13 protein-coding genes are annotated in these 13,224 nt (G+C 65.5%); 6 read left to right on the top strand and 7 right to left on the bottom strand.

Annotated elements, in window-relative coordinates:
* Positions 1–74: 74 nt before the first annotated feature.
* A complete protein-coding gene (rpsU, locus tag Q2M23_RS16000) occupies positions 75–371 on the bottom strand; it encodes a 30S ribosomal protein S21 (RefSeq protein WP_021078544.1) in 297 nt (98 codons plus the stop codon).
* Between the two features lie 264 nt (positions 372–635).
* On the opposite strand from rpsU, the gene aqpZ reads away from it, so the two are divergent.
* Positions 636–1,358 carry an aquaporin Z gene (gene aqpZ / locus Q2M23_RS16005; protein ID WP_057019013.1) on the top strand — a complete coding sequence of 241 codons (723 nt, stop codon included), beginning with the start codon at positions 636–638 and terminating at the stop codon, positions 1,356–1,358.
* Between the two features lie 173 nt (positions 1,359–1,531).
* Here aqpZ and Q2M23_RS16010 read toward each other — a convergent pair whose 3' ends face one another.
* A complete protein-coding gene (locus Q2M23_RS16010) occupies positions 1,532–2,638 on the bottom strand; it encodes a 5-(carboxyamino)imidazole ribonucleotide synthase (RefSeq protein WP_076829604.1) in 1,107 nt (368 codons plus the stop codon).
* Positions 2,635–3,123 (bottom strand): 5-(carboxyamino)imidazole ribonucleotide mutase, encoded by a 489-nt coding sequence (gene purE / locus Q2M23_RS16015; RefSeq protein WP_316396094.1) that lies wholly within the window; start codon positions 3,121–3,123, stop codon positions 2,635–2,637. The genes Q2M23_RS16010 and purE overlap by 4 nt, the downstream gene beginning before the upstream one ends.
* A 145-nt stretch (positions 3,124–3,268) precedes the next feature.
* Between purE and Q2M23_RS16020 the strand changes: the two genes are divergently transcribed.
* Positions 3,269–3,994 (top strand): GGDEF domain-containing protein, encoded by a 726-nt coding sequence (locus tag Q2M23_RS16020; protein ID WP_057019015.1) that lies wholly within the window; start codon positions 3,269–3,271, stop codon positions 3,992–3,994.
* Here Q2M23_RS16020 and Q2M23_RS16025 read toward each other — a convergent pair.
* The 3 genes from Q2M23_RS16025 to Q2M23_RS16035 all read right to left on the bottom strand — a co-directional run bounded on the left by Q2M23_RS16025 (position 3,989) and on the right by Q2M23_RS16035 (position 4,883).
* The gene (locus Q2M23_RS16025) at positions 3,989–4,240 is read right to left on the bottom strand and encodes a hypothetical protein (protein WP_018268738.1); all 252 of its coding nucleotides are present in this window, start codon (positions 4,238–4,240) and stop codon (positions 3,989–3,991) included. The genes Q2M23_RS16020 and Q2M23_RS16025 overlap by 6 nt on opposite strands.
* A gap of 30 nt (positions 4,241–4,270) precedes the next feature.
* Positions 4,271–4,480, bottom strand: coding sequence for a hypothetical protein (locus tag Q2M23_RS16030; protein ID WP_028336001.1), 210 nt, complete (start codon positions 4,478–4,480; stop codon positions 4,271–4,273).
* A 196-nt stretch (positions 4,481–4,676) separates the two neighbouring features.
* The gene (locus Q2M23_RS16035) at positions 4,677–4,883 is read right to left on the bottom strand and encodes a YdcH family protein (RefSeq protein ID WP_016847372.1); all 207 of its coding nucleotides are present in this window, start codon (positions 4,881–4,883) and stop codon (positions 4,677–4,679) included.
* 240 nt (positions 4,884–5,123) lie between these two features.
* Between Q2M23_RS16035 and Q2M23_RS16040 the strand changes: the two genes are divergently transcribed.
* Complete coding sequence (locus tag Q2M23_RS16040; protein ID WP_016847370.1) at positions 5,124–5,309, top strand: YdcH family protein; 186 nt, start codon at positions 5,124–5,126, stop codon at positions 5,307–5,309.
* A 96-nt stretch (positions 5,310–5,405) separates the two neighbouring features.
* Here Q2M23_RS16040 and Q2M23_RS16045 read toward each other — a convergent pair whose 3' ends face one another.
* A complete protein-coding gene (locus Q2M23_RS16045; protein ID WP_057019051.1) occupies positions 5,406–6,509 on the bottom strand; it encodes an NAD(P)/FAD-dependent oxidoreductase in 1,104 nt (367 codons plus the stop codon).
* Positions 6,510–6,783: 274 nt separating this feature from the next.
* Here Q2M23_RS16045 and Q2M23_RS16050 point away from each other — a divergent pair, with 274 nt between their 5' ends.
* The 3 genes from Q2M23_RS16050 (at position 6,784) to Q2M23_RS16060 (ending at position 13,140) form a co-directional block, all read left to right on the top strand.
* Entirely contained in the window at positions 6,784–9,471 is a 2,688-nt protein-coding gene (locus Q2M23_RS16050; RefSeq protein WP_316396095.1) for an EAL domain-containing protein, read from the top strand.
* Between the two features lie 343 nt (positions 9,472–9,814).
* The gene (locus tag Q2M23_RS16055; protein WP_316396096.1) at positions 9,815–11,338 is read left to right on the top strand and encodes an ABC-F family ATP-binding cassette domain-containing protein; all 1,524 of its coding nucleotides are present in this window, start codon (positions 9,815–9,817) and stop codon (positions 11,336–11,338) included.
* A gap of 335 nt (positions 11,339–11,673) precedes the next feature.
* Positions 11,674–13,140, top strand: a complete 1,467-nt coding sequence (locus tag Q2M23_RS16060; protein ID WP_253625403.1) for a glycerol-3-phosphate dehydrogenase — start codon at positions 11,674–11,676, stop codon at positions 13,138–13,140.
* The last annotated feature ends 84 nt before the right edge of the window (positions 13,141–13,224 follow it).

Genomic DNA, 13,224 nt, shown 5'->3' on the forward strand with positions numbered 1-13,224 from the left:
GAACGCGGCGTGCTTCAAAACGACAACGCGGGCCCGTGGCCCGCGCTGTTAGACTTCCATATCGGCAAAACGGTTCAGCGAGGGCCGCGACCGGCGCCTGCACCGCCCGGACGGCCGCCGCGGTCGCCACCGGGGCCAGCGCCGAACACCGGCTTCGGCTTCATCGGCAGCAGGCCTTCGCGCTGCAGCTTCTTGCGCGCCAGCTTGCGCGCGCGGCGCACGGCTTCGGCCTTTTCGCGGGCCTTCTTCTCAGACGGCTTTTCGTAGTGACCGCGGAGCTTCATCTCGCGGAAAATGCCCTCGCGCTGCATCTTCTTCTTCAGCGCCTTCAGGGCTTGGTCGACATTGTTATCGCGGACGAGAACCTGCACGCGGCATCCTCTTTTGAATTGATCGGTTCGGAATTCTGGCGAGGTGAAGGGACGGCAAAAGGCCTGCCTCTTAACCCTAGGCGCGCGCATGTATCAGACAAACGCGCAGATGTCCACCGGTCGAGTGACTTTCGGGCCTAGTAAAGCCACGAAATAGGGCGAAAATGCCATTGTGCGGCCCTGATTTGGGTGGTTTGGCGCCCAGATGAGGGCCGCTCCCGGCGTTTTGGATAACCCGGACATTGGAAATAGGGGAGATGCGAGATGGAGATGAAGAAATACGCTGCCGAGGCCATCGGTACGTTCTGGCTCACATTCGCTGGTTGCGGCAGCGCGGTGATCGCGGCCGGCTTTCCGCAGGTCGGGATCGGCCTGGTCGGCGTGTCACTGGCCTTCGGGCTGAGCGTGGTGACCATGGCCTATGCGATCGGCCATATCTCGGGTTGCCACCTCAACCCGGCGGTGACGGTCGGGCTCGCCGCGGGTGGGCGTTTCCCGGGCGGCCAGGTGCTGCCCTACATCATCGCGCAGGTTGTGGGCGCAATCATCGCGGCCTGGCTGCTCTATGTGATCGCGAGCGGCGCGCCCGGCTTCGATGTCAGCAAGGGCTTTGCCTCCAACGGCTATGACGCGCACTCACCCGGCCAGTACAACATGGTGGTGTGCTTCATCACCGAGGTGGTGATGACCATGATGTTCCTGTTCATCATCATGGGATCGACCCATGGCAAGGCACCCGCCGGCTTCGCACCGCTCGCCATCGGCCTCGCGCTGGTGATGATCCATCTCGTCAGCATTCCCGTCACCAACACCTCGGTGAATCCGGCGCGCAGCACCGGGCCGGCGCTGTTCGTCGGCGGCTGGGCGCTGGGGCAGCTCTGGCTGTTCTGGGTCGCACCCCTGATCGGCGGTGCGCTCGGCGGCGTGATCTATCGCTGGCTCAGCGACGAGCCGACCGGCATCGTCGCCGGCGCGAAGACGGCGTGATCGGCGAGAGCGTTTTCGAGCGAAGTGGACGCCGGTTCGCGTGAAGAAAACGGGTAAACAAAAATCCAGAGCATCGGTTCTGATTCAATCAGAACCGTTGCTCTAATGGATCGTGGTTGCCACGATCCCATTTCCATCGATGCGACGAAGGCGGCTATCGGCCGCGTGTGGAATTATCCCTTCCGGGCCGGCGTCACTTCGGTGACGTGTCCCATCTTGCGGCCGGGGCGCGGCGTGCCCTTGCCGTACAGATGCACTGTGGCGCCGGGAACGGTGAGCCACTGCTCGTAGCTCAGGATGTCGTCGCCGATCAGGTTGGTCATGACGACGTCGCCGTGGCGCACCGGCTTGCCCAGCGGCCAGCCGGCGATCGCGCGGATGTGCTGCTCGAACTGTGAGATCGAGGCGCCGTCGAGCGTCCAGTGACCGGAATTGTGCACGCGCGGCGCGATCTCATTGACCAGCACCGTCGCCTTGCTGCCGTTGCCGGGCACCGCGAACATCTCCACCGCGAGCACGCCGACATAGTCGAGCGCCGAGGCGATCTCTTCGGCGATCGCGCGCGCCTGCACGGCAAGCTCATCGGTGATCGCGGCCGGCGCGCGGGAAATTTTCAGGATGTGGTCGCGATGCTCGTTCTCGGTGACGTCGAAGCATTCGACTTCGCCGGACGCGGAGCGGGCCGCGATCACCGAGATCTCGCGCTCGAACGGCACGAAGGCCTCGAGGATGGCCGACTTGGTGCCGAGGTCCTCCCAGACCTGTTCGAGGTCATCGCCCTCGCGGATGATGGCCTGGCCCTTGCCGTCATAGCCGAAGCGGCGGGTCTTGATCACCGCGGGCAGGCCGATGCGTTCGATTGCCGTGCGCAGCGTGCCGACCGAGGACACGTCGGCGTAGTCGGCCGTGCCGATGCCGAGCTTGCTGATGAAATCCTTCTCGATCAGCCGGTCCTGCGTGGTCTCCAGGATCTTGTAGGCCGGCAGCACCGGGCGCCGCGCGGCGAGCACCATCGCGGTCGCGGCCGGGACATTCTCGAACTCATAGGTGACGACGTCGACATCGTTGGCGAACAGTTCGAGCGCCTCGACGTCGGCATATTCCGCGCAGGTCGCGTTCTGCACCACGTCGAACGCCGGGGAGTCCGGATCCGGCGAAAACACCTGGCAGCGGAGCCCGAGGCGCGCCGCGGCCATCGCCAGCATCCGGCCCAATTGTCCGCCGCCGAGGATTCCAATGGTGTCGCCCGGCTTCAGCTTCACTGCGTTCGAAGCCGTCACGCCGCGCCCTCCGGATGCTCGTTGACCGCGTCGGTCTGCTGCTTGCGCCAGGCCGCAAGGCGGGCCGACACAGCCGGATCGTTGAGTGCGAGCACGCTCGCCGCGAGCAACGCGGCATTGATCGCGCCGGCCTTGCCGATTGCCAGCGTTCCGACCGGGACGCCGGCCGGCATCTGCACGATCGAATAGAGCGAATCGACGCCCGACAGAGCCTTCGACTCGACGGGAACCCCGAACACCGGAAGCTCCGTCAGCGCGGCCGTCATGCCCGGCAGATGGGCGGCGCCGCCGGCGCCGGCAATGATCACCTTGTGGCCGGCTGCCTTGGCGCCCTTGGCAAAGGCATAGAGCCGATCCGGGGTGCGGTGGGCCGAAACGATGCGCGTTTCGCAGGCCACGCCGAGCGCAGCCAGCGTCTCGGCGGCATGGCGCATGGTTTCCCAGTCGGACTGACTTCCCATGATGATGGCGATCGGAGCGGTCATCTCTTCAATTCTGTGCAGGAATCCAAAAGCATAGGCCGATTATAGGGACGGCCCGGGCGTCATCCAAGGCGTGGCAAGGGAGTTAGAATGGACTATCCTGTCTTGGTGAATCCCGGCAAGCCTTCATAAGCAGGCCTCAACAAGGATGCGCATGAAGAAGAAGACGACGTCGGCCGCCTCCGGGGCCGCGAAACGACGGAAAGGCGCGCCCGCCGCGCGCAAATCCAGGCCGGGCAAGACTGCAGCCAAGCGGGCTGGAACCAAACGGGCTGGAACCGGAGCTTCCACGCGAGGCGCGGTCGCATCCGGCGACAAATCGACCATCCGCAGCTTGCGGGCGCAGCTGGCGCGGGCGCAGGCCCGGATCGAGGAGCTGCAGGCCTCCGCCGAGACCGACTTCCTGCTCGACATCTTCAACCGGCGCGGATTCGAGCGCGAGCTCGCCCGTTCGCTCTCCTTCATCAAGCGTTATCAGGCCTCCGGTGCGCTGATCGTGCTCGACGTCGATCGCCTCAAGCCGATCAACGATGCCTTCGGCCACGCGGCGGGCGACGAGGTGCTGAAGGCGATCGTTGCCGCGATATCGGATCAGGTGCGCGCTTCCGATGTGATCGGCCGTCTCGGCGGTGACGAGTTCGCCGTGCTGCTGTGGAATCTCAGCGAGATCGATGCCCGCGCCAAGGCGGCTGCGCTGGAAGAGGCGATCGATCGGTTGACCTTCATGTTTCGTAACAGCCAGGTCACCGCAGGCGCCTCCGCGGGCGTTGCTATCCTTACCGCGCACTCGGATATCGATCGCGTGCTCGATGAGGCCGACCGTGCGATGTATGTGCGCAAGGCCCAGCGGCGCCACGAATCCCGAGAACTATAACGCGCTCAAATCCTCCGGCACATTTCCGTAAGCACGCAACAGCTTGGCATCGCCGAATTCGCCGATCGCAGGATCGCCGGTGCGGCTGAACGCGACGGCGCCGATGCTGCCGGGCATCCGCGACATGGTCTCCGCGCGGCGCAGCGCGACCGCCGAGCTCTGGCATTCCTCGGCATTGCCGGCGACCGGCGTGCCGTCATCATCCTGCATGAAGGGCAGTGCCACGTAATACGTTACATCGGCCATCGCTGTGCTCCCTGAAGATCAGGCCAAGGATCAGGCGGCATCGCTCGCCGCCCGGGTCTGCGCCGGCACGCAGCCGGCGGTGATCGCGGCCTGCAATTCCTCAAGCTCGGCTTCCAGATATTCGTTGGCCATGATCAGCGCCTTGATGGTGCTGCGCAGGTTGCCGTCGCACATCGCGATCGCCTGATCGCAGGCCTTCTCGTAGCGGCTGTTGTCGGGCAGGGAAGGCGGTGCGGACATGGCGAAACTCCCTCTGATGGCTGGCGGCTGGGCTGGCATGTTCTCTTTTTGTTCATGTGGAGTCAAGCGCCGGGAAACCGCCTTCCGTCCGTTGCCGCGAACGTGAAGCCGGCGAGGCGCTGTGGATGACGGGGAAAACCGTCGCCCGGTCTGAACCGGAAGCGCCGAACCGCGAAGGCCCGCGCCGCGGCACGCGTCAGGCAATGATGTCGGGCGTGATCTGGTCTTCGATGAAGGCGATGCGATCGCGCAGTTGCAGCTTCCGCTTCTTCAAGCGCTGCAGCATCAAGAGATCCGGCGCCGGCGACTGATGCAGCGCGTCGATCGCGGCATCGAGGTCGCGGTGCTCTTGTTGCAGCCGCGCGAGTTCGGCGATTAGTTCGCGCTCATCCTGATCGTTCATGGTTGTGTATTAACTGATAAGCACGATAAGGTTGTTGCGGCTGAAGTCGCCGCTCGCCGGAATATCCTCCTTGAACGCGCGCCGCGCAAGCCGGACCGGTTCCATAGTCACGATTGGTTACAGATAAACCGAAATGAGTGCGTGCGGCATTTCGCGTCCCCCATCGACAGCGCCGTCCACTCGTGTACACTCGGCGGTCCGGATCGAACCTGAGGTTTAACGCACCGAGGAGTGTTCGCAATGGCAATACAGGCCCATCTCATTGAGCTGGAGCGTAAACACAAAATACTCGAGAACGAACTGCACGAAGCGCTCGTTCACCCCTCTGTAGACGACCTGCATATTTGCGAGCTGAAGCGCCGCAAGTTGATGGTCAAGGATCAAATCGAGCGGTTGAGACTGTCCGCCGACGACACGGTCCACTAGACCGCCCCCCTGCAAATTAGCAAATAGCCTGGCCTTTCACCGAGGGATGAACGCCCAAGCGCGCGCGCATCCCCCGGGAGGCCTTACTGTATTTGCTCAGAGTTCCGCCAACGCGCCGACATGGTCGGCGACCGCGAGGGACGATGTCAGTCCGGGCGATTCAATCCCGAACAGGTTGATCAGGCCCGCGACGCCGTGATCGGCCGGCGCCTGGATCAGGAAATCCTGGGTCGCCACCGCCGGCGGCACGATCTTGGGGCGGATTCCCGAATAGCTCGGCATCAGCGCGCCGTCCGGCAGGGCCGGCCAGTATTTCCGGATCGCCGGATAGAACCGCTCGGCCCGATCAGGGTCGACCGCGTAATCGATGTGATCGATCCATTGGACGTCGGGCCCGAATCTCGCCTGTCCGGCCATGTCGAGCGTCAGGTGGACGCCGAGCCCACCGGGTTCCGGCACCGGGTAGATCAGCCGCGAGAACGGCGCCCTGGCGCTGCAGCTGAAGTAATTGCCCTTGGCCAAATAGGCCGTTGGAATCAATTCGATCGGCATGCCCTCGACGTTGCGCGCGACTGCCGTCGCGCCGAGCCCGGCGGCATTGACCAGGAGATCGCAGGCCAGCGTCATCGGCGCGGCGCCGCCGGCCTCGATCTCGAACCCGTCGGCGGTGGCCCTGGCGTGGAGCAGCGGCGTATGGAAGGCAAACGCCGCCCCGGCCGCCTCGGCGTCACCGCGCAGCGCCAGCATGTAAGCATGGCTGTCGATGATCCCGGTCGAGGGCGACAGCAGCGCTGCGTCGCAATTCAGCGCCGGCTCCAGCGCGCGCGCCGCCTCGCCGGACAGAAGCTGCATGTCGTCGACGCCGTTGGCCTCGGCATGCGCGCGGATCGACTGCAGCTTCTCGGTCTCCGCAGGCGTGGTGGCCACGATCAGCTTGCCGCAATTCTTGTGCGGGATGCCGTGCTCGGCGCAGTAGCGGTAGAGCGCCCGCTTGCCGCTGACGCACATCCGCGCCATCAGGCTGCCGGCGCGGTAGTAGATGCCGGCGTGGATCACCTCGCTGTTTCGCGACGAGGTCACCGTGCCGATCCCCTCGGCCTCCTCGAGCACAATCACTTCGCGGCCGGCCTGTGCCAGCCGCCGCGCCACGGCGAGGCCGATCACCCCCGCACCGACGATCACGCAATCAACCCTGTCCATCTCGTCCTTCAGGTCCGAAAATTTCCGCCCAGCCACGCCATGACCGTTGCCGCCAACATCGTTCAGCCGATCCGGCCGCCTTGGGCAAGTGCTTATTAGGCAAGTGCTTGGGCCATCTCAAATAGTTGGGAAGCCATGCCCTGTTAGTGGAGCATTAATCATGTCAGGGCAATTGCCATAAATTAAGTCAGCATTTTCCGGTTGCATCAGTACGCGTTTACCCGATCCAAACCGCCGGAGCCGGACACTCGCCCCGGAAATCCGCGGGTGATCGATGGTTGGCAGGAAGGTGCAGGCGGGCGGGAAGAATTCGATTCCGGCAAGGGCCGTGCTCTGCCTGATCGCCGCCGTCGCGCCGTGCGCTGCAGCCCGGGCCGGCACCGGTGCGTTCGCGCCGTCGAGCTATCTGGGCAGCCTCGATCCCGGCCTGGTCTGGGAGCTGCTGATCGGCAGCGTGGTGGTGGCGTCCTTTTTCGGCGCGGTCGGGCTGTGGATCCTCTCGGCGCTGCGCAAGGCCAAGCGCGCGCAATTGCGGCGTAACGCCTTCGTCTCGTCGGCACTCAACCATTTGAACCAGGGCGTGGTGATGACCGATGCGCAGGAGCGCATCGTGTTCTGCAACGACCGCTATCTCGACATCTACGGCCTGTCGCGCGCCGACATCAGGCGCAACATGACCGGCGTCGAGCTGCTGGAACTGCGCCGCGACCGCGGCGTGCTCGACGTCAGCGCCGAGGATTTCTTCGCCAGGGCCGCGGCGCCGGAGGGACTGGTTAGCGAGCTGCCCGGCGGCAGGTCGGTGCTGGTGAAGTATTTTCCATTGCCGAACGGCGGCTCGGTCGCGACCCATCTCGATTGCACCGACCAGCGCAAGCTGTCGCGCAAGCTCGCCTCGACCACACAATTCCTGGAATCGGTGCTCGACAACGTTCCGGTCTGCGTCGCGGCCAAGAACATCGAGGACGGCCGCTACATCTTCGCCAACCGCGCCTTCGAGCGCTTCTCGTGCTTCTCGCGCGATCACATCGTGGGCAAGCGCGCCGACGAGATCTTCCGCCCCGAGACCGCCGCCAGCATCGACACCGCCGACCGCGCGGCGCTGAACGCGGCGGAAGGCTATCATCGCAGCGAATTCTTCGTCGAACGCGGTTCGGACAAGCGGATCCTCGCCTCCAACCGCGTGATCGCCCGCAACGAGGCCGGCGAGCCGGAATTCCTGATCGCGCTGTTCGAGGACGTCACCGATCGCCGTTCGCTGTCGCGCGAGCTCGAGAACAACAAGAAGTTCCTCGAGCTCGTGGTCGACAACATCCCGGTCTCGCTGATCGTGCAGCGGGTCAGCGACGGCCGCTACCTCCTGGCCAACCGCAGCGCCGAGACGATCCTCAATCGCCGCCGCGAGGACGCCGCCGGCCTGACCGCGTCCGACATCTTCAATGCGCGTGAAGCCAAGCTGATCATCGCCCGCGACGAGGCCGCGATCAGGAAGCGCAGCATGATCGCCGAGGAGCATCCGATCTCGACCAAGGACGGCCTGCGGCTGTTCCTGACCCGCCGCATGACCGTGCTCGACGATGTCGGCGAGCCGCAATATCTGATCAAGACCCATGAGGACGTCACCGACCGGCGCCAGACCGAGTCGCGGATGGCGCACATGGCCTATCATGACGGCCTGACCGATCTGCCGAACCGCGCCGCCTTCCTGCAGGCGCTGACCCAGATGATCGAGGCCTGCGACGGCACCGACGAGGAGTTCGCCGTGCTCTGCGTCGATCTCGACGGGTTGAAGGAGATCAACGACGTCTACGGCCATGCGATGGGCGACAAGGTGCTGGTCGAGGTCGCGCAGCGTCTGCAGGCCGTGGCACGCGGCGGCGTGGTGGCGCGGCTGTCCGGCGACGAATTCGGCCTCATCATCGACGGCAAGCAGCCGGTCGTCGGCATCGCGCTGGCCGAGCAGGCCGCCGAGGCGCTCGGGCAGGATTTCCTAATCGACGGCAAGTCGGTGCGAACCGGCCTCACCACAGGGATCGCGGTGTTCCCGGACAACGGATCCGACGCGGCCTCGCTGCTGGCCAATTCCGGCGCGGCGCTGTTTCGCGCCAAGGCGAAGTCGCGCGGCACGATCTCGATCTTCGAACCGGAGATGGACCAGCAGATTCGCGATCGCCGCGTGCTGCACCAGGAGCTGTCGGTCGCGATCAAGAATGGCGAATTGTCGCTCTACTACCAGCCGCAGGCCGCGGCGGGCGGCAGCGTGGCGGCCAGCCAGATCATCGGCTTCGAGGCGCTGGCGCGCTGGCACCATCCGGTGCGCGGCTTCGTGCCGCCCGGCGACTTCATTCCGCTCGCGGAAGAAAGCGGCCTGATCGTCGAGATGGGCGAATGGATTCTGCGCGAAGCCTGCCGGGAGGCGGCCTCCTGGGCGATCCCGCTGCAGGTCGCGGTGAACCTGTCGCCGGCGCAATTCACCCATGGCGACCTCGTAGGCCTCGTGCATTCGATCCTGCTCGAGACCGGGCTCACGCCGGACCGGCTCGAGCTCGAAATCACCGAGGGCGTGCTGATCGAGGATTTCGACCGCGGCCTGTCGCTGCTGCGGCGGCTGAAGGCGCTCGGCGTCCGCATCTCGATGGACGATTTCGGCAGCGGCTATTCCTCGCTGAGCTACCTGCAGGCATTTCCGTTCGACAAGATCAAAATCGACCGTGCCTTCGTCATCAATCTCGGCCGCAACCCGCAATCGGCCGCGATCGTGCGCGCGGTGATCGATCTCGGCCACGGCCTTGAAATGTCGATCGTCGCCGAAGGCGTCGAGACCGAGGCGCAGCTCGACTTTCTCGCCGAAGAGGGCTGCGACGCAGTGCAGGGCTATCTGATCGGCAGGCCGGCCCCGATCGGTCAATTCGCCGCGCTGGTCGGCGGCGACCAGCTTGCCGAAACCGTGCGCAGAGCCGGGTAATTTGGCCTGAATCGCCCGGCCGGCTGTGCTTGCCATCCGCTGCACGTCCGGCTACATCTCGACCCACCACATCATTTCAGCCGAGAAAGGAGGGCTGCGTCGTGGCGAGATACACCGATCCCCACCTCAAGCGTGGCCCCGTCAACGCCCTGCAGATGCGTTTGCAGGGCTGACCGGAAACTCGCGCTAAATCCTTCCTGGTCTGCCCTTCGTGGCCGTGCGGCGTCGACGCTTGAGCGTTCGCGCCCGCACATCAATCCCTCGCCGCGCTTCGACACGCACATCCGATGATGGCTGGACGCCTCGGGATGTTGCGATTGCCGGCAAGACCAGAGAATTGATCGTGACCCTCATCAATGTCCGCAATCTCGGCGTGACGCTGAACGCGCCGCTGTTTTCCGAACTGAATTTCGTCGTCAATGCCGGCGACCGCATCGGGCTGGTGGCCGCCAATGGCCGCGGCAAGTCCACGCTGCTGCGCTGTATCGCAGATGCGATGGAGCCCAACGAAGGCGATATAACCCGCGCGCGCGGACTGACCGTCGGCCATGTCGAGCAGGATGCGCCGCCCAGACTGCTGGATACGCCGTTCCATGCCGCCGTGCTCGAGGCGCTTCCCGGCGAGCAGCGCGCCAGCGAGGGCTGGCGGGTCGACGTCGCCTTGCAATCGCTCGAGGTGCCGGAGGAGCTGTGGACGAGACCGCTGAAGCAGCTGAGCGGCGGCTGGCTGCGGCTTGCGGTGCTCGCCCGCGTGATGGTGACCGAGCCCGACGTGCTGCTGCTCGACGAGCCGACCAACCATCTCGACCTCGCCAAGATCGGCCGGCTCGAGGGCTGGCTGAACGCGCTGCCGCGCGAGATGCCGGTGGTGATCGCAAGCCACGATCGCGCCTTTCTCGATGCGACGACCAACCGGACACTGTTCCTGCGCCCGGAGCGGTCGCAGCTGTTCTCGCTGCCCTATACCGCGGCGCGCGCGGCGATCGACGAATTCGATGCCTCGGACGAGCGGCGCTATCAGCGCGACATGAAGGCCGTGCGGCAGCTCCGGCAGCAGGCCGCGAAGCTCAACAATCTCGGCATCAATTCCGGCAGCGACCTTCTGCTGTCGAAGACCAGGCAATTGAAGCAGCGCGCCGAGAGACTGGAGGAGACGGCGAAGCCCGCGCATCTGGAACGCTCGGCCGGAACGATCCGGCTCGCTAACCGCGACACCCATGCCAGGGTCCTGATCAGGCTGGACAACGCCGGGATCGCCACACCCGACGGCCGGCTGTTGTTCAGGACCGGCCAGCAGTTCATCTGCAAGGGCGACCGGATTGCGCTGCTCGGGCCGAATGGCGCCGGCAAGACCCGCTTCGTCGCGGCGCTGCGGCTGGCGATCGAGAATGCCGCAGCGGCACCGGCCGAGATCCGGGCCACCGAGTCATTGGTGCTTGGCTATTGCGACCAGGCACTGGCGGATCTCGCCGATAGCGACACGCCGATGCGCATGCTGACGCGGCGCTTCGAGGTCGGTGATCAGCGGGCGCGCGGCCTGCTCGCCGGCGCCGGGCTCTCGATCGAGATGCAGGGCCGTCCGATCGGGCGGCTGTCGGGCGGGCAGAAGGCCCGCCTCGGCATGCTGGTGCTGCGGCTCACCCAGCCGAACTTCTATCTGCTCGACGAGCCGACCAACCACCTCGACATCGAGGGCCAGGAGGCGCTGGAGGACGAGTTGATGGAACAGCAGGCCAGCTGCCTCCTGGTGTCGCACGACCGCCAGTTCGTGCGCACGGTGGCCAACCGGTTCTGGGTGATCGACGGCAGGAAGCTGATCGAGGTCGATGGACCGGAACAGTTCTTCGCCGCGGCCGGCGCGGACTAGCGCGTGATGGAGTCAGGTTGGATAGCCGTCGCGAAGACGGTGTGCCTCTCCCGCTCGCGGGCCGTCGCAGGAGGAGCGCTGCCAAAATATCGAAAACAACCCCATGCAAAGTAGCCGGCGGCGGCCGGCGTTCGAGCAGGCTACTTGACACGTCGGGCAACTCAGGGGCATTATTCCAATATTCCGAAATCGTGCAAACGTACGATCGCCCCCGCAAGCGGGAAGGTGAGTGTGCCGTGATTCACCCGGACATCATGTAGTTCAGCGCCGCGCCTTGACGCATTTTTCGTGCGAACCCGTCTTTTGTTCGCATTGAAATGCGATAGGCGTTGCGCATGGCGGACTACGACGTCGCGATCATCGGCGGTGGCCTGAACGGCACGAGCATTGCTCGTGATGCCGCCGGCCGCGGCCTGCGCGTGATCCTGCTGGAGCAGGGCGATCTCGGTTCCGGCGCATCGCAGGCTTCGCCACGGCTGGTCCATGGCGATCTGGCCGGGCTGGAACGGCGGGAGTTCTTCCGCGTCCGCCGGGCGCTGAGGGAACGCGACGTGTTGCTGCGCATTGCGCCGCATCTGGTGCGGCCGGTGCGCTTCGTGATCCCGGCGCATGCCGAGGAGCGGCCGCCGTGGCAGTTGCGGTCGTTGCTGCTGCTCTACGAACGGCTGACTTCGCGCAGCGGTCTGCCGCGCTCGGCGACGCTCGATGTCACCCACCATCCGGTCGGCAATGCGCTGAAGCGGCCGTTCGGAACCGCGTTCGAATACTCCGACTGCGTCGTCGACGATTCCCGGCTCGTCGTGCTCACCGCCGTCGATGCCGCAGCGCGCGGCGCCGATATCCGCACCGGCGCGCGCGTGACCCGGGCCGAGCGCGGCGAGACCTGGCGGCTGGTCGCGATCGACCGCGGCTACCGGCGGGTGATCACGGCGCGGGCGCTGGTCAGCGCGACCGGCGCGTGGAGCGCCTCGGTCGCCGACATCGTGCTGCGCGTGCCCGCGCCGCAGCTTGCGACCGTGCAGATCAGCCAGATTGTCGTGCGCCGCCTGTTCGACTGCGACAACGTCTATGTGTTTCAGAACCCTGACGGCCGGTTGATCTTCGCCAGTCCCTACGAGCGCGACTTCACCCTGATCGGCAGCGTCAGTCATCCCTTCAAGGGTAATCCGGCGGTGGTCGCAATTGGTGTGCGCGAGGAGGCCTATCTCTGCGACGCAGCCAATCGCTACTTTCGCGAACAGATCGCTCCAGTCGATGTGCTGCGGACCGTCTCCGGTGCCAATTCCGTGCTCGTGCCCGCGCGCCGGCACATGAGCGATGGCGCAGCGCTGCTCGATGTCAGGCGCGGCAAGGCGCCGCTGCTTACGATCTTCGGCGGCGACGTCACCACCGCGCGGCGCCGCGCCGAGCGGACGGTGTCGGAGTTCACGCGGTTTTATCCGATGACGCCGCGCTGGACCGCAACGGCGCCGCTGCCGGGCGGCGAGTTCGCGTGGCAGCGCTTCGAGACCGAGGTCGACATCGTCCGCGACCGCTGGCGCTTCCTCGGCGAGGCGCAGGCGCGGCGGCTGGTGGCCGCCTATGGGCTGAACGTCAGAGATGTTCTGGGCGACGCCAAAGAGAAGGCCGATCTCGGCCCGGCCTTCGGTCCCGAACTGACCGGCGCCGAGGTGCGCTACCTCATGCGCAAGGAATGGGCGCGCTTTGCCGACGATATCCTGTGGCGCCGCTCAAAGCTCGGGCTGACCATGCCGCAAGCCGATCGCGACGCGCTTGCGGCGTTCATGGCGAAGATGGATTGAGCTCGATTCAAACCTCCCCTTGAAAAGGGGAGGTCGCTTTGCTCGCCAGAGCAAAGCGGGTGGGGATTCTGCCTCCATGACAAC

The organism is Bradyrhizobium sp. 33ap4, assembly GCF_032654765.1.
GTDB classification, from domain to species: Bacteria; Pseudomonadota; Alphaproteobacteria; order Rhizobiales; family Xanthobacteraceae; genus Bradyrhizobium; species Bradyrhizobium australafricanum.